This window comes from Propionicimonas sp. (genome assembly GCF_034927565.1).
In the GTDB taxonomy this organism is placed as follows: Bacteria; Actinomycetota; Actinomycetes; order Propionibacteriales; family Propionibacteriaceae; genus Propionicimonas.
On sequence record NZ_JAYFPT010000052.1, the window covers coordinates 16222 to 32751 of the forward strand.

A 16530-nucleotide genomic window follows, 5' to 3' on the forward strand; every position below is an offset into this window, starting at 1 on the left:
GCCTGATGACACTCCCTGCTTCGACGACGCTCACCCCTGCCGACCTGCTCGCCGCGCTCCTCGCGGCACTGGCACCTGCCGGCCCGGCCGCAGCCTCGCTGGTCGCCCATGCCCTGGTGGACGCCGAGGTGCGCGGACAATCCCGCTTCGGGCTCACGCTGCTGGCCGAACTCCCCGCCGCACGCGACGAGCTTGCCCAGCGGCTCCGTCCGGCCGAACCGGACACGGCAGCGTCGGGCCGGCTGGACCTCAGCGGCCGGTTCGCTCCCACCGCCGTCGCCGCGGCGCTCGAGCCCGCGCGGCAACAGGCGGCGGCCCACGGCACCAGCCTGGTCCGGCTGCTGGCCATCGGAAAGTTCGGACGGCTTGCACCGTTCGTCGCTGCCGTCGCCCAAGCCGGAGCGATCGGCCTCCTGACCATGTCCTCCCCGTCGTTCGTGACGCCGCTGGGAGGGCACCGCGCCGTCCTGGGCACCAATCCGTTCGCCGTAGCAGTCCCGACCGGAGCAGAGCCCCTGGTGGTGGACACCGCAACGTCGGCGATCACCGCCGCGCACTGGCACGACGCCAGTGCCGGGCGGGCCGACGTCCCCGCCGGCGCGCTGGTGGACGCCAGCGGCGCGTCGACCACTGACGCCACGCAGGCGGTCGCCATCACCCCGCGCGGAGGCCTGCTCGGCACCAGCCTCGGGATCGCCATCGAGGCGCTCACCGCCGCCGCCACCGGCCAGCTCAGCGATGCCGACACCGCTCCGCGGGGCGGCGTCCTGCTGGTCATCGAACCCACCGTCGGCGCTGCCGGTCTGGGGGACGAACTCGTCCGGCGGATCGTCGACGCAGGCGGGTACCGTCCGGGCCGCCGACTGCCCTGGCCCGACCGGCTCAGCGTCGATCGCAATGCGTGGACCCATCTGGAACAGCTCGCTCACCTCGCCTGACAACCCATCCAGCCGAACCCGTCCGACAGGAGAAACCATGCCCCTCTACTCCCGCTACACGTCCTTCCGCTACGACCCTGCGGTCGACAAGCAGCTCACCACCGCCTGGGACTCGGCGGTCGGCACCGCGATCACCAGGCAGCCCGGCTTCGTCGGTGCTCAGCAGCTGGTCTCGCTGGAGACCCCCGGAGTGCGCCGCTCCGTTACAACCTGGCGGGAGAAGGAAGACTTCGAGCGCTTCTACCACGGTCCTGACCACGCCGTCCTCAACCAGGTCTTCGCCGATCTTGGGGTCGCCATCACCGAACGCGACGGTGCCGAGGTGCTCTGGAGGCGGACACCAGATGTGGCCGAGGTCCGGATCGTCCGCACCCGGATCAACGACCTGTCCCGCCTACCGGAACTCGAACGCCTCTGGCACGAGCACCTCGCACCGTTCTTCCGGTCCCAGCGCGGTCTGCGGGAGGTGGAGGCGGCCGTGTCGGAGGCCGAGTCATCCTTCGTGATCATCCTGCACTGGGAGTCGAAGGAGGTTGCTGACCGCTTCGTCGCCAGCGCCGAGCACGAGGAGCAGGTGTCGGTGCCACTGCGCGCGTTCACCACCAAGGTCGGCCGCGACGACCTGCGGCCTCTGGGGTGACCGCTCCCAGAGTGAGGGTTCAGACGAGGAGAGCAGGAGACCTGTGATGCGGGTGGGAGTGTTCGGGGCGAGCGGACGGATGGGCACCGAAGTCTGCCGGGCCGTCGAGGCGGCCGCCGATCTGGACCTGGTCGCCGCCGTGGGCAGAACCGGGGCGCGCGATGCGGCCGAGGCAGCCGAGGTCGTCGTCGACTTCACCACGCCCGACGCAGTGATCGACAACATCGCCTGGTGTCTGGATCGGGGCATCCATACCGTCGTGGGTACCAGCGGCTTCACCCCGGACCGGCTCGACCGCGTGCGCGAACTCGCTGCACGGGCCCGCCCCACCGGAGTGGTGATCGCGCCCAGCTTCTCGATCGGCGCGGTGCTGATGATGCGCTTCGCCGAGCAGGCTGCCCGCTTCTACGAGTCTGCCGAGGTCATCGAACTGCACCATCCGGGCAAGGTGGACGCACCCTCGGGCACCGCACGGGCAACCGCGGAACGGATCGCCCTGGGGCGGGCTGTCACCGGTCTCGGCCCGGTGCCGGACGCCACCACCGCCGATCCGGACGGCGGCCGCGGTGCGGCGGTCGACGGGATCCACGTCCACAGCGTCCGGCTGCGCGGCCTGGTCGCCCACCAGGAGACGCTTTTCGGCGCACCGGGGGAGGTCCTGACCATCCGGCACGACTCCCTCGACCGGGCCTCATTCATGCCCGGCGTACTCACCGCGGTCCGCGCGGTCGGTCGCCTGCCCGGGCTCACCGTCGGCCTCGACTCACTGCTGGGGCAGTAGCACGACGTACTCGCCAACCTGCTCGGCAGTCGGGTTCGGCCATGTCGCCAGCCGGCAGCACAGGTGGACGATCGGCTCCAGGTAGAGGTTCCACAACTTGTGCCTCGCCTTCAGGAAAAGCAGATTGGCGTCGGGCCCGGCAAATAATCCGCATTATTGAAAGCTCAGATCCTCCCCTGGCGTTGTGACCTTCGTCGACGGACGATCGACCGGGATCGCAACCCTCCCAGGGGCGAGTCACCGGGACGAGTCAGGGTCCGGCCCGGTTCGGAACCACGGCTCGCTGAGCCAGAATGGGGAGCGCGGCCAGAGCGGCTGGCCGAGGATCCCGGAGTGAGTGAGATGACCCAGAACGGCAATACCGAAGAGTTCGAGGTCACGGTCAACAACGTGATCAGCAAGGTGATGGAGTTGATCCACGAGGGCAACGTCCGCCGGATCACGCTCAAGCGCGAAGGCAAGACCCTGGTCGAGATCCCGCTCAACGCCGGGATCACGGTCGGGGCGGTCACCGCGCTGGTGGCACCCCTGCTGCTGGGCGTCGGCGCGATCGCCGCCATCGTGAGCAAGGTGACCATCGTGGTGGAGCGCCCACCGAAACCGGACAGCGGCTACTCCCAGCGCTGAGTCGGCCACGCGCCTGCCCCGACTTACATCACTCGTGCGAAGGAACATCCCAACCTGAGCGACAGGCCTGGTCCCATCACCCCTCACCGCGTGCGTCGGCGTGGGCGGGGAGGCGGTTCGACGGAGCCGTCGAACCAGCGTTCAGGCCGGCAGCCAGCCGGAGGAGTCCAGCGCGGTGTCCATCCGGGGGACGTACTGGTCGAAGTAAACCCGGGCGATCAGCTCGCGGCGGCTGCGGACGCCGGCCTTCTCGAAGACCGACTTCAGATGGTCCTGCACGGTGTAGCTGGACAGGTACAACTGCCCGGCGATGTCCTTGGTGTCCAGCCCCTGCAGCACCAGCTGGGTGATGTCGCGCTCCCGGGCGGTCAGCCCAAAAGTGGCCACCACCAGCGGGACGATCTCCGGCGGCCGCGCCTCCTCGATGGTCACCACCACGTCCCCGACGGCGCCGTCCGGACCGACCATGGGGGCGGCGTGCAGCACCAGCCACACCCCACCGGCGGCCCGGATCCTGGCTCGCGGTGCCATCTTGGTCTCGCCGCGGGCGTATCGCCGGGCAGCTCCCACCAGCGAGCCGATCAGCCCGGAGACCGCGGTGATCGAGGTGCCGCCTGCCAGTGCCACGAGCCTCTCCTGGGTACCCAGCGACGAGCTCGCCACCTGACCGGTCGCGTCGACGATCATCACCAGCGGGCCGAGGTCGACGGTGGGCTGAGCGACGGCAGCGCCGGCCAGCAGCCCGCTGCGCACCCCGAGGGCGAAGCTGTTGCTGAGCGAGGCCAGATAGCTCACCTCGTCGGCATCGAAGCCGCCGCCTTTCCCGGAGCGGAACATCGCTATCCCGACCCAGCCCTGACCACGATCATCGATGCAGATCGTGCGCAGTTCATCGGTGAAACCGAACCGGGGTGTCATGAACTGCGACAGCCGCGGTGAGGAGGACGGCGCGGCCACCGTCCCGGCCTGGATCCCGGCAGCGCGCACACCCTGGCCGGCGAGACCGGCGAACGCGGTCGGTTCGGGGGTGTCGTACTCGATCAGACCCCACTCGTGGTCGTGCTCGTCCACCCCGCGCAGGCTGCCCAGCTTGTGGGTGCCGGTGAGCAGGCCGGAACTGGGATCCATCGTCCCCACGCACACGGCGTCGAACGGGATCGCCCGCGACAGCGAGGCCATCGACTCCTCAACGAAGCTCTCGAAGTCCAGTCCGGCGCGCGCCAGCACCTCCACGTCACGACGCACGCGTTCTGCGGCAAGAGCCTTCCCCACACGATGAGTGTGCCCGCACCAGCCGCCCAGGCCTATCCCACAAAGCTGGGAAGTCCTACCACCCTTCCGGCCGGGGGCAGGAACTCCCCGGCACCCAGGGATCGTGCGGGACGAGCCGCGCGGGCAGATTGGGGCCAACGAATCTGAAGGAGTCTCAATGACCGAAACAACCCTGGCCTCGAACGCCGAGGCCTTGCGCGGCCTGTGCGACGGCAACGTCTTCCTGCCCGGCGACCCGGGCTACGACGCCGCCCGCACTCCCTGGAATGTGGCCGTCGACCAGCGCCCGGCAGCGGTGGCCGTGCCAGGCAGCGTCGAGCACGTCATCGAGGTGGTCAAGGCGGCTGCCCGCGCCGGGCTGCGGGTACTGCCGCAGAGCACCGGTCACGGCGCCATCGCGCTGGGAGGACGACTGGGGGATGTCGTCCTGCTGCGGCTGGCCGAGTTGACCGGCGTCACCATCGACCCCGTCCGGCAGACCGCCCGGGTGGTCGGCGCAACGCTGTGGCAGGAAGTGGTCGAGGCGGCTGCCGCCCACGGTCTTGCGGCCCTGCACGGCAGCGCGCCGGACGTCGCGGTGGCCGGCTACACACTGGGTGGTGGCCTGTCCTGGTACGCCCGTAAACACGGGCTGGCCTGCAACCAGGTGGTGGCAGCCGAGGTGGTGCTGGCGGACGGGACGCTGGTCCGGGCCGACGCCGACCGCCATCCCAACCTGTTCTGGGCGCTGCGCGGTGGCGGTGGCAACTTCGGCGTGGTCACCGCCCTGGAGCTGAAACTGCTCCCGGTGAGCCAGGTGTACGCCGGGATGATGCTGTGGGACGTGGCCCGGGCGGGCCTGGTCTGCCGGGCCTGGGCGGAGTGGACGCACGGCCTGGCCGACGAGGCGACGACCGCGCTGCGACTGCTGAGCGTCCCGCCGATGCCGGAGGTGCCCGAGTTCATCCGCGGACGGCAACTCGTGGTGATTGACGGGGCAATCCTGACCGACCCGGAGCAGGCGGCGGCCCTGCTCGCCCCGCTGCGCGCCCTGCAACCGGAGCTGGACACTTTCGGCCCGATGCCAGCCGCCGGGCTGACCCGGCTCCACCTCGACCCGGAGGGCCCCACCCCCTCGGTCGGCGACCATCTGACCCTGACCGACTTCGACGCCTTCGCTGCCGACGCCCTGGTGACCGCGGCAGGCGCCGACTCCGGCACCACCCTGCTGGCAGCGGAGGTCCGGCATCTCGGTGGGGCGCTCGATCGTCCCGACCCGGCAGGCGGCGCGCTCAACCGGCTCGACGCCGGCTACGGAGTCCATCTCGTCGCCGTGGCAGCTACCCCCGAGCTGGGCGCCCGCGGCCGAGCCGACGCCGCCCGGGCGGCTGCCGCCCTGCGTCCCTGGTCGGACGGACGGCTGCTGCCCACCTTCACCGAGGAGCCGGCCGAGGCCGCGTCCTTCTTCGGCCCCACCACCCTGGCCCGGCTGCGGGCGATCCGCGCGCAGTACGACCCGTCGGGAACATTCCTGGCGAACCATCCGCTCGACTGAGCGGATGTGGGGGTCCTGGCCATCCGGGGGGGCACGGCCAGGACCCTCACCTGACGCCGCTGACACGCGCTGACACGCCGCCCCAGCCAGCAGCGGAAGGGCTCGCGAGAAGCAGGATCACAGTCCTGGCATCGGCTCAGCACTACCAGGAGTGCACCCGCTCACCGCTGATCATGAAGCCGCTGCCGCTGCCGTGGTTCCACACCGTGATGCCGTCGGCGTTGGCAAAAACCGCCAGCTCGCCGGTGATCAGCACCGCATCGACCGGCAGGACGGGCGGCTGCCCTGACTCGGCCTTCAACCGACCACCGCAGCCTCCCTGCCCGCCCAGCCAGGTGCCGTCCTGCTGCGACAGTTCCACGTAGTTCTGGTCGAAGCTGCCGGTGGCGCACTCGCTGGGATCGACCGGTTCGAGGTCGTAGCTGGTCGCGCAGGCCGCCGCGTTGCGCCTGCCGTCGACATCGCAGCGGATCCTCCCGTCCGCGGCCGACAGGACGTAGAAGCCCGGATCGGTCGACAACGGCTTGATCGGCTGTTCGGTGACCGCGGGCTGGGTGCAGGCGATCGGGTCGACGCCGATCAGGGTCAGTTCGCAGTCGTCGGCCGGGTCCGCGTCCGGGCGGGCGTCGGTCGGGTTGGGTTCCAGTTCCCAGACCTGGACGGTGTCCTTCGCCGGGTGGGCGACATCCCGGACGACCAGCAGCGCGTAGACCCGGCCGTTGGCGATCTGCACCCCGGTGGTGCGCGGGTCGAGGGTGTAGCTGGCGGTCAGCCGGCCGTCGGTGGCGAACTCGTAGACGAAGCCCTGGTTGCGCAGTCCGGTCAGTTCGCCCTGCTGGCTGTCGTAGCCGAGGTACCAGACGTGGTCGGCGTCGCGGCCCAGCGGGACGATGCCGCTCGGTTCCCCGCCGACCCGGATCCGCGCGTCGACGGCGCCGTCCGCCACGGTGAAGCCGTCGTCGGTCAGGGTGAGCCGCGGCGCCGGGGCGAGCGGGCCGGGGCCGACGACCAGGAAGCGCTCGCCGTCCGGCCGTTGGGCGACCAGGTTGTCGCCCTCGACCAGCAGGCTGTCGAACCGGCCGGCCTCGACGATCTCCCGCGGCGGGCTGGTCTCGACCAGCGCGTCGCCCTGCCGGATGAAGGCACGCAGCGTCTCACCGACCAGGTACCAGGTGTCGTCCCACAGCGCGAACTGGCTGAACTCCACGTCGGGCGGGACGGTGACGCTGTCGACCACCTCGCCGCCGTGGTACACCGCCAGGCGGTCGGCCCGGGAGTCGTCCACCGTGACCGTGTCGCCACCGACGAAGAACCCGCCCGGCACCTCGCCCTCGCCGGCGATCTCGTGATGGATCAGCGCAGGGTCGTCCACCAGTACCTGATGGGCGCTGGGGGTGCGGGTGAGCGGGCCGACGTCCAGCTGCGCCGCGGTCACCGTCACCGACGGCGCCGGTCTGGCGGGCACCGGATCCTGGGTCCGGCCCCAGGTCAGCCAGCTGCCGGCCGCCGTCCCGGCGACCAGGGTGACCGCCGCTGCCGCGACCAGCAGGCGCTGCAGCGGTGGACGGTGCCGCCGCGGGCTTGCGTGGGCAGCCGCCGCGCGGGCGGCCAGGGTGCTGGCGTCCAGCGGTGGCAGCGGGGACGGCAGGGTGTCGATCCGGCCCAGTCCCTGCCGGAAGGCATCCTCGAAATCAGGCATCGCGATCCTCCTCGTACCGTTTCCGCAGCGCCGCGATCGCGCGATGGACGTGGGACCGGGCGGTCGCCTCCGGGCAGTCCAGGGCGGCGGCGACCTCGGCGAAACTGAGGTCGCGGTAGAACCGCAGCACCACCGCCGCGCGCTGCACTGGCGGCAGTTCGCCACACAACCGCCAGGCCTGGTCGGCCAGCACCCACTGCTCGGCGGGATCGGTCGCGGTGGTCGCCTGCGGCAGGCTGGTCGGTTCTGCCACCGGGCTCAGCCGGCGGCGGCCACGCAGTCGCATCAGGCAGGCGTTCACCACCGTCCGGTGGACGTAGGCGTCCAGCCGTTCCGCCGGGATGACGTGCCAGCGCGGCCACAGGCTCACTAGGGCATCCTGGACGGCGTCCTGAGCCTCGGCCCAGTCCCGCACGACCAGGCAGGCCGTCCGCACCAGCACGTCCTGCCGGGTGGTCACGTAGTCCTCGAAATCGGGCGTGGACGCAGCCTCCCCACTCGCCCACCGTGCCACCGCATCGCTGCTCATACCCTAACGATTCACCAGCCGCCGACTTCGTTGCAGGGAATTCGCCCCAAATCTGCCGACACTGACCGGGCCACCCAAACCCGCTTGTCAGCGCCCTTCCCGCCCGACAGTGCGCGCCTCCGGTCACATTGCACGGGTCAGAACACGCACAATGTGACCCAACACGCGCAACGTGGCAGAGCGGGGCGACCGGCTACCAGGACGGGGCCTCCACCAGCCACTGGATGGTGCGGGTCCAGGTCCGTCCGGGACGAAGGATCACCGAGCCGAAGGCCGGATGGTTGACCGCATCGGGGCAGTCCTGCGGCTCGACCGCCAGGCCGCGGCGGCCGAGGTGCTCCCCGGAGTACAGCTGGACGGCGGGCGCATCGCTGCAGACGACCACCGTGAGGCCGTCCGGCCCGGTCACCCGGACCTGCTCACGCAGCCCCTCGCCGTCGACCAACAGATTGTGGTTGAGCCCGCCCGCACGGGCCAGCCCAGTGTCGGCCAGCGCCGCCAGCGTCGGGCCGAGGGCGGCTCCCCTCCGCAGGTCGAGCGGGGTGCCGTCCACCGCGGCGATCTCCCCGGTCGGGATGTCGTCGGCACGGGTGGGCGTATAGCGGCCGGCGTGGACGCTGACCCGGTGGCCGGCCAGCGGTCCACCGAGGGCGAGGTAGGGATGGATGCTGAGGTTGACCGGGGTCGGCGCGTCCGTGGTGGCGGTGTAGACCACCTGTGCCCCGTCGGGCAGCAGGCTGAAGGTTGCGGTCACCTCGAGCCGGCCGGGGTAGCCCTGATCGCCGTCCGGGCTCACCAGCCGCAGCGCGACCGACCCCGGGGTGTGGTCGAGAACCTCCCAGCGGCGGCAGCCGAAACCGTCCGGGCCGCCGTGCAGGTGGTGCCGTCCGTCGTTGCGGGCCAGGGCGTGCACGACGCCGTCGAGCCCGAACCGGGCGTCACCGATCCGGTTGGCCACCCGCCCCACGGTCGCCCCGAAGAGCGAGCCGTCGACGTCGCCCGGGTCCGGCCGGCTGAGAACCAGGTTGCGCCAGCGGCCGTCCTGGCGCACCTCGAGGGTGTGCAGGGCGGCACCGAGCGGCAGCACAGCGCAGGCCACCCGCTCGCCGGCCAGCCGCAGCACGGTCATACCGTCGGCGCCGCGTCCCGGCATCGGGTGAGCGCCCACAGCCCGGCCCGCGGATGGGACGGTTCGCGCCGCAGCAACTCGGCCAGCAGGTCCGAGGCCCGCTGCTGATCGCCGCGCAGGTCGGCGGCCTGCGCGCGCAGCAGCAACAGCCGGCGGGCGTGGGCCTCGTCCAGGTCGGTGGTGAACAGCAGCATGGTCGGCAGCGAGGTGGCGAAGTAGTCGATCTCCGGGGTGATCGTCGCCTGCTCCTGGATGTAGCCCTCCAGCCCGGCCAGCATCCGGTCGGCCGCCGCGCTGTCGCCCAGCCGGCGCAGCGCCTGAACCGAGTACCAGGTCAGGTCGGAGTAGGGCAGCACGGCCATCCCCTGGAAGTCGCCGCTGAACCGGGCCGCCCTGCCCCACCACTGCGCGGCCTCGTCCGTCCGGCCCGCGGCGGCCAGCGCATCGCCCAGCCCCAGCCACAGGTCGGAGGCGTTGACCAGCAGGTGCCGTGCCTCGCCCAGGTTCTGGGGCGGTTCGAGGGCAGCGGTGAAGTGCTGCACCGCCGCCTCCGGGTCGCCGGCGGCCAGCGCCTCGTGAGCGAGCACGTCGTGCGCGTGTTCCCAGGCGCCGAGCACCGCGCCCTCGCCACCCTCCCACGGCTCGAACTCGCGTCCGGCCAGCAGGTCGACGGCTGCAGCCGGCCGGCCTTCGAGGGTGAGCAGGTCCGCGCAGACGACAGTCAGGTCGTCGCGTTCTGCAACCAGGCCGGCAGTGCCGAGCAATGCCGCCAGCCGGACCGCCGGGCCGGCCCCGAGCCTGGCCTGGAGCTGGTCGTTCTCGTAGGCCAGCTTGCTGTCGGACGGCCGCAACGCCACCGCGCGGGCATAGCAGTCGCGGGCCCGTGCGGGGTCGCGGGAGACATTCCAGGCCGCCACCCCGAGGTTCCGCCAGGACACGGCGTCGCCCGGGTCGAGCCGGACCGCCTGCTGCCAGTGTGCGATCGCGTCGGTGCTGCGACGCCAGTGGTAGAGCCAGTTGCCCAGCAGGGCATGCGCGGTGGCGTCGGACGGCTGCTGGGTCAGCGCCCAGGACACGATGTCGACGTCGTCCAGCCGGCCCAACTGGCAACTGCCCCGCTCGGCCGCCGCCGCGGTGGCCAGCGCCGCCCGCATCCCGGCGGTGTCGCCCAGCCCGGCGAGGATCCGGGCACGGTAATAGTGGGCGAGCGGGACGGCACCGACCAGGCCCTGATTCGCGGTCGCCGCACGCTCCACCGCCAGGTCGGCCAGCCGCAGTGCTGCCGGCAACTCGTCCACCGCCAGATACTCCCCCACCACGTCCAGCAGGATCTGCGGTTCGGCGTCCACCGCGCAGCCGGCCAGGTCGCGGGCCCACCAGTCCAGCGGGTCGAGCCGCAGCGTGCCGGCGAGCAGGTCGTCGGCCTCGGTCTCCCGTCCGAGCCGGCGCCAGGCGATCGCCAGCAGGTTCCGCAGCCGGGTGTTGTCGGACTGCAGGGCGAGCGCCTCCAGCAGGTGCTCGACCGCGCTCGCCTCGTCGTGGCGGGCCAGCTCGGCGGCCGCCACCGCGGCCAGCGCGGGTGCCCGCCAGCGGGCGTCCCAGGCCGCCTTCACCAGTGCCTCGTCCGCCTCGGCGCGCTGCCTGAGCCTGGCCAGCGCCAGTCCGAGCCGGTAGTGCGCCTCGCCGTCGGCCGGGTTCGGGTTGCGCAGGGTCAGCCGGGCGATCGCCTGCTCGGCGGCCTGCCGGGCCTGGTCGTACAGCCCTGCCCGGTAGCGCCGGGCGGCGAGCAGCACCAGGCTGGGCGAGTGCCCGGGGTCGCGCCGCAGCGCCTCGGCGAGGTAGGGCTCGGGCGAGCGGGTGGCGTGCCGGTACTGCTCCAGATGCCGGGCCGAGAGGCAGAGTTCCTCCACCGACTCGATGGTCGACGGCGGCGGGATCGGCGTGGCCAGGACGGGCAGTTCGTCCTCCGACGGCAGCGGCTCCGGTGAGCCCGGCGTCCACGAACCCACCACCAGGGTCTCCTGGTCGTGGACGGCGGCCAGCCGCAGCGTCCGCGGCGCGCCCAGCCCGACCAGCGGTATCTCGGCCCAGAAGGGCTGTCCGGGCGCCACATCGGCCACCGCCTGCCACACCACCAGACCAGCGGCGTCGGTGAGGCTCAGCCGCACCCCGGTCCGCGCGGCGGTGGTGCACACCCCGACCTGCACCCGGTCGCCGGTCACGGTCAGCGCAGCGGCGGCCTGGCGGGTGGCAGCCTGCACCGGGCCGATCTGCTGGATCGGGTACCAGTACTGCGAGAAGGTCCTGGTCTCTCCCGGCGCCAGATAGGTGAAGTCAGGCTGGTTGTCGGTGTAGGCGCCCGCCATCAGCTCCACGTACGGGCCGTCACCGTCGGTCAGGTGCCGGTCCCAGGCCCAGCCGAAGGGGGCGTTGCCCCAGGTCCACTGCTTCTTGCCGGGCGCGATCCGGTGATCGGCCCAGTAGACGAAACCCGCCTGCCGGCCGTGGTCGTAGCCGCCGAAGAAGTCCTGCTTCGTGCCGACGATCATGTAGGAGGTGGGCACCGGGATGTTGCGATACCAGTCCAGCCGGTCGGCGTCCGGGTGCTCGGCGTCCACCCGGGCGGGGTAGTCGACCCCGTAGTAGTGGCCGGAGACCCGCGGAAAGGTGGCGGTGGCCCGCTTGGCGTGGTCGGCGACCATGGTCACGTCGGTCGGAAAGAAGGACTGGTAGTCGTCGCCCACCCGGGCGGCAACATTCGACCACCACAGGAAGGTCTGGACGTCCTCGGTGCGGTTGAACACCCGCACCCGCAGCTCGATCAGGCTCGACCCGGGACGCAGCCGCACCCCGTGCATGCCCTTCATCCTGGCCATCGGGTCGTGGTCGGAGCACCACACCGTGACCGCGCCGTCGGCCTCCTGCTCGATCTCCACGTCGGTCGGCAGGTAGCTGCCCGGACGGTGGTGCTGCGGCCAGTTGAACTCCACGCCGCCGGACACCCACGGCCCGGTGAGCCCGACCAGCGCGGGCTTGATCACATTGTTGCGGTAGAAGAAGTCGTAGCCGTTGGTCAGGTCCTGGCCGAAGTGGATCCGTCCGCCCAGCTCCGGCAGGATCATCAGCCGGACGTACTCGTTCTCCAGGTGCACCGCCTGCCAGCACCGGGGCTGTTTGGTGTGGCCGATGTGCTCGAAGAAGGGGAGCGGGAACACCGCCCCCGACGAGCCCTGGAAGACCCGGGAGGAGAGGAACTCCGGATACCCCGAGGGCGGCTCCACCGGGTAGGTGTCGATCCACACCTGCTGTGCCCAGCCAGCCACCGGACGTCCGGCAAGCTCAGCGGGGCGATCCGGCGGCTGCAGCACCGATCGCTGGTCGTCCACGATCCCGCCCTACTTGGGAAGGCCGACGCGCCGGCCGCCGGCCGACAACTGCTGGATCACCACGGCAGCGATCAGCAGCGCGCCCTGGGCGATGTTCTGCCAGAACGGGTTGATCCCCAGCAGGGTCATGCCGTTGATCAGCACGCCGAGCAGGATCACCGCGAAGATCGTCGAGATCACCGAGCCCTTGCCGCCGCGCAGCGCCGCACCACCGAGGGCGGCCCCGGTCACCGCCAGCATCTCCAGGCCCTCCGAGCCCGAGACCGGCTGGCCGGAGCCAGTGCGGGCGGTGATCAGGATGCCGGCGATGGAGGCGACCACCCCGGCCAGCACGAAGACCAGCAGGATCCGGCCGTTGACGTTGATGCCGGACAGCCGGGCTGCCATGTCGTTGCCGCCGACAGCGTAGATGTCGCGGCCGACCCGGGAGAACCGCAGCATGATGTGCACCAGCGCGGCCACGATGATCAGCACCCAGATCAACGTCGGGATGAACAAGATCGTGCCGCGGGAGATGAAGATGAACACCGGATCGGCGCCGGTGAAGCCCTGCGCGCGGCCGTTGGAGACCAGCTGTGCGATGCCCTTGAAACTGGCCAGGGTTGCCAGGGTGGCGATCAGCGGTGTGATCCGGCCGAAGACCACCACCAGGCCGTTGAACAGGCCGCACAACGCGCCCACCAGCAACGGGACGAGCATCGCCGCCCACCACTGCCCGTTGGCGGCGAACACCATGCCGGTCAGGACGGACGCCAGGCCGGCCGTCGACCCGACCGAGATGTCGATGCCGCCCATGATGATCACGACCGTCTGGATGACTGCCAGCAGGCCCATTACCGTGACGTAGTTGCCGATTGCCGCGATATTGGCCAGCTTCAGGAAGGCCGGGTTCACCGAGGCGATCCCGGCGGACAGCACGACGATGGCCAGCACCAGGCTGACGTTCTCGAAACCGAGCCTGCGCAGTACCCGCAACAGGGTGCCGTCCTGCTTGGGCTGGTCGACCGGGGTGCCGGGCTGCGTGGTGGCGGTGGTGGTCATGGATCAGGCTCCTGCGGTTTCCAGTTCGTCGGCCATGGCGAGGGCGAGCACCTTTTCCTCGGTTGCCTCCGCGCGGGTGAGTTCGCCGGTGATGTGGCCGTTCTGCATCACGACGATCCGGTCTGCCAGGCCCAGCACCTCGGGCAGCTCGGAGGAGATCACCAGGATGGCGGCGCCGGCCTGTGCCAGTCCGTCGATGATCCGGTAGATCTCGGCCTTGGCGCCGACGTCGACGCCGCGGGTGGGTTCGTCCAGGATCAGCACCTGCGAGTCGCCGGCCAGCCAGCGGGCGAGCACCACCTTCTGCTGGTTGCCACCGGAGAGGTTCTCCACCCGCTGTTCCATGGACGGGGTGCGGACGTTGAGCCGGTCGATGTAGGTGCGGGCGAGCTTGCGTTCCTTCCGGTCGGACACGAACCCGAACCGGGAGAGCTTCCGCAGGGTGGCCAGGGCGATGTTGTCGCGCACCGTCCGGATCATCACCAGGGCATCGCCCTTGCGGTCCTCCGGGGCGAGCCCGACACCGCGGGCGATCGCATCGCCGGGGGTGCGGCTGACCAGCGGCCGGCCGTCCACCTCGACAGCACCGGAGAGGATCGGACGGTCACCGGCGATCGCCAGAGCGAGCTCGGAGCGTCCGGCCCCGACCAGGCCGGCGATCGCGACGATCTCGCGGGCCCGGACCGCCAGGTTGATGTCGCGGACGTCGGCGGTGGTGACGCCGGTGAGCTGGAGCCGCACCTCGCCGGGCTGGTGCGGGGTGCGCTGGTGCATCGAGCTCAGGTCGCGTCCGACCATCAGCTGGATGATGTCCTGTTCGCCGACCTCGGCCACCTCGCGCGAGCCGACCAGCCTGCCGTCCCGCAGCACGGTGACCGAGTCGGCGATCTGGAAGACCTCGCGCATCCGGTGGGAGACGTAGGCGATCGCCCGGCCGTCATCCCGCAACCGGCGGATGCAGGCGAACAGGGCGGCGATCTCGTGGTCGGACAGCGAGGAGGTGGGCTCGTCGAAGCAGATCACCGCCGGGTCGTCGATCAGTGCCCGGACGATCTCCAGCAACTGGCGCTGGGCGGGCGACAGGGTGATCGCGATCTGGCCGGGGTCGAGTAGGCCGGCGAAGCCGAGCCGCTCCAGGTCGTGAGCAGCGTCGGCTTTCATCGCCTTCTGCGAGACCATGCCGAACCGCGCCGGCATCCGTCCGAGGTACATGTTCTCGGCGACGGTGACGTGGGGAGCGATCTCCGGTTCCTGCGAGATCACCCGCAGACCCGCCCTCCGCGCCTCGCTGGGCGAGGTGAAGGAGACGTGATGGCCACCCAAGGTGATCGTGCCGGAGTCGGGCTGGTAGTCACCGTTGAGGATCTTCAGCAGGGTGGACTTGCCCGCCCCGTTCTCGCCCATCAGCGCCGTCACCCGGCCGCGCGGGAAGCTGACGTCCACGTTGTCGAGGGCACGGACGCCGGGGAAGGTCTTGGTGATGCCGGTGGCGACCAGTTCAGCCACCGGGGAAACTTCAGGGTCAGTCATGGGTTCGGTCCATCTCCAGGGATCGGCACGGACACCGCTGGGAGGGGCGGGCATCCGTCCCTCCCAGCGGTAGCGCAGGCTGCCAGAGCGTGTCTCCCTGTCCCTGGCCGTCGTGAGCGGGGTTCCGCGGAGTGGCTCGCAAGGCGGAGGAGGAAGGCGATGTGATGCATCGCCGACCGACAACAACGCCGCGAGACGCCCGCGGGGCACCGCGCAGCAGGCCACCGTGGGGATAGGGAGACACACTCTAGGTGCAGACGACGCCGGTTTCCTTGTAGTTGGTCGCGTCGACCATGTAGGTCTGGGCGATGGTCTCCGGGGGCAGCGGGGTGCCGTCGCGGAGGTAGGCCACCATCGCCGTCACGGCTGCCTTGCCGACATCGATACCGGAGATGTACAGCGCGGCCTTGTTGCCGGTGTCCTGACCCGCGGCCCAGTCCTTGCAGCTCAGGTAGGCGCCCAGACCGACACCGATGATGTCGGCCGGCTTGACGCCGCCGTTCTGCAGGGCGGTGACGCCACCGGACACGTTCTCGTCGTTGCAGCCCCAGACGACCCAGTGCTTGACGTCGGAGTTGGCGGTGAGGGTGGCAGTGGTCTTGTCCTGGGCGTTGGTCGGGGTGTTGTCGGTGCCGACCTCGATGATGTCGGGAACGTTGCCGTCCCCGACCGCCTTGGTGAACGCCGCCTTGGCGCCCTCGACCCGATCAGTGCAGACGCTCAGATCCTGCTTCCACAGGGCCAGGATGCGGGTGTCCTCCTTGGCCCAGCCGGCGGCCTGGTACAGCCTGGCGGCCTCGTCACCGACCTTGGTGCCCATGTCGGTGCCATTGAATCCGGTGAACGGGATCGCCTGGCCGCTGGCGTCCTTGATGCCGTCGTCGGCAGCCATGATCGGGATGCCGGCGTCCTGGGCGAGCTTGATCACCTGGGGACCGACCGCCTGGTCGGGAACCACGATGATGATGCCCTTGACGCCGCGCGCGATCGCGGACTCGACCTCGGAGACCGCCTTGTTGGCGTCGTCGCCCAGGTCGGCCACCGTGATGGTGACGTCGCCCGCCTCCTGCGCCGCCGCCTTGGCGCCGTCCGCCTCGTCGACGAAGTACTGCTGGTCACCCTGCTTCTGGAGCAAGGCGATCTCGATGGGACCCGAAGCCGGTGCTCCACTGCTGGTTCCATCACTGCTCGGTGCGGGGGCCGCGGTGGGAGTCTCCTGGCCGGAGGTGCAGGCCACGAGGGTTGCACCCAGGGCGATGGCCGAGAGCCCGGCCGCGAGCCTGGTGAGAGGCCTTCTCATACACGTTCCTTTCCGATGAACGGGGAATTGCTGGCAGGACGAGCATCCCGGCCGATCCGGCGGCAGCCTTGCCGACGCTGCAGGATTGACTTCCGTGTCATTCCACCGGTTGGGAACGTACTAC

Annotated in this window: 13 protein-coding genes; 5 read left to right on the forward strand and 8 right to left on the reverse strand. The window is 70.9% G+C overall.

Translation table 11 applies throughout. From position 1 onward, the window contains the following. The first annotated feature begins 5 nt into the window (after positions 1-5). From VB080_RS10455 to VB080_RS10470, 4 genes are all read left to right on the forward strand, one after another. Positions 6-938, forward strand: a complete 933-nt coding sequence (locus tag VB080_RS10455) for an Ldh family oxidoreductase (RefSeq protein ID WP_323418385.1) — start codon at positions 6-8, stop codon at positions 936-938. A gap of 37 nt (positions 939-975) precedes the next feature. Continuing rightward, positions 976-1578: an antibiotic biosynthesis monooxygenase family protein gene (locus VB080_RS10460; protein WP_323418386.1), complete on the forward strand. Its 603-nt coding sequence runs from the start codon at positions 976-978 to the stop codon at positions 1576-1578. Between the two features lie 43 nt (positions 1579-1621). Beyond that, positions 1622-2359, forward strand: a complete 738-nt coding sequence (gene dapB / locus VB080_RS10465; RefSeq protein ID WP_323418387.1) for a 4-hydroxy-tetrahydrodipicolinate reductase — start codon at positions 1622-1624, stop codon at positions 2357-2359. A gap of 342 nt (positions 2360-2701) precedes the next feature. Further along, a complete protein-coding gene (locus tag VB080_RS10470) occupies positions 2702-2986 on the forward strand; it encodes a DUF4342 domain-containing protein (protein WP_323418427.1) in 285 nt (94 codons plus the stop codon). A 141-nt stretch (positions 2987-3127) separates the two neighbouring features. Here the strand turns inward: VB080_RS10470 and VB080_RS10475 are convergent, their stop codons facing one another. Further along, positions 3128-4258 (reverse strand): helix-turn-helix transcriptional regulator, encoded by a 1131-nt coding sequence (locus VB080_RS10475; RefSeq protein ID WP_323418388.1) that lies wholly within the window; start codon positions 4256-4258, stop codon positions 3128-3130. A gap of 157 nt (positions 4259-4415) precedes the next feature. Here VB080_RS10475 and VB080_RS10480 point away from each other — a divergent pair, with 157 nt between their 5' ends. Next, a complete protein-coding gene (locus tag VB080_RS10480; RefSeq protein WP_323418389.1) occupies positions 4416-5792 on the forward strand; it encodes an FAD-binding oxidoreductase in 1377 nt (458 codons plus the stop codon). Between the two features lie 142 nt (positions 5793-5934). Here the strand turns inward: VB080_RS10480 and VB080_RS10485 are convergent, their stop codons facing one another. The 7 genes from VB080_RS10485 to VB080_RS10515 form a co-directional block, all read right to left on the reverse strand. Further along, positions 5935-7491 (reverse strand): hypothetical protein, encoded by a 1557-nt coding sequence (locus VB080_RS10485; RefSeq protein ID WP_323418390.1) that lies wholly within the window; start codon positions 7489-7491, stop codon positions 5935-5937. After that, positions 7484-8020, reverse strand: a complete 537-nt coding sequence (locus VB080_RS10490) for an RNA polymerase sigma factor (RefSeq protein ID WP_323418391.1) — start codon at positions 8018-8020, stop codon at positions 7484-7486. The genes VB080_RS10485 and VB080_RS10490 overlap by 8 nt, the downstream gene beginning before the upstream one ends. 193 nt (positions 8021-8213) lie before the next feature. Next, a complete protein-coding gene (locus VB080_RS10495) occupies positions 8214-9173 on the reverse strand; it encodes an aldose epimerase family protein (RefSeq protein WP_323418392.1) in 960 nt (319 codons plus the stop codon). Then, the gene (locus VB080_RS10500; protein ID WP_323418393.1) at positions 9146-12535 is read right to left on the reverse strand and encodes a DUF5107 domain-containing protein; all 3390 of its coding nucleotides are present in this window, start codon (positions 12533-12535) and stop codon (positions 9146-9148) included. Before VB080_RS10500 ends, VB080_RS10495 begins: the two co-directional genes overlap by 28 nt. A 9-nt stretch (positions 12536-12544) precedes the next feature. Further along, entirely contained in the window at positions 12545-13576 is a 1032-nt protein-coding gene (locus VB080_RS10505) for an ABC transporter permease (RefSeq protein WP_323418394.1), read from the reverse strand. 3 nt (positions 13577-13579) lie between these two features. After that, positions 13580-15106: a sugar ABC transporter ATP-binding protein gene (locus VB080_RS10510; RefSeq protein WP_323418395.1), complete on the reverse strand. Its 1527-nt coding sequence runs from the start codon at positions 15104-15106 to the stop codon at positions 13580-13582. Positions 15107-15353: 247 nt separating this feature from the next. Then, entirely contained in the window at positions 15354-16406 is a 1053-nt protein-coding gene (locus tag VB080_RS10515) for a substrate-binding domain-containing protein (RefSeq protein ID WP_323418396.1), read from the reverse strand. Positions 16407-16530 lie beyond the last annotated feature (124 nt).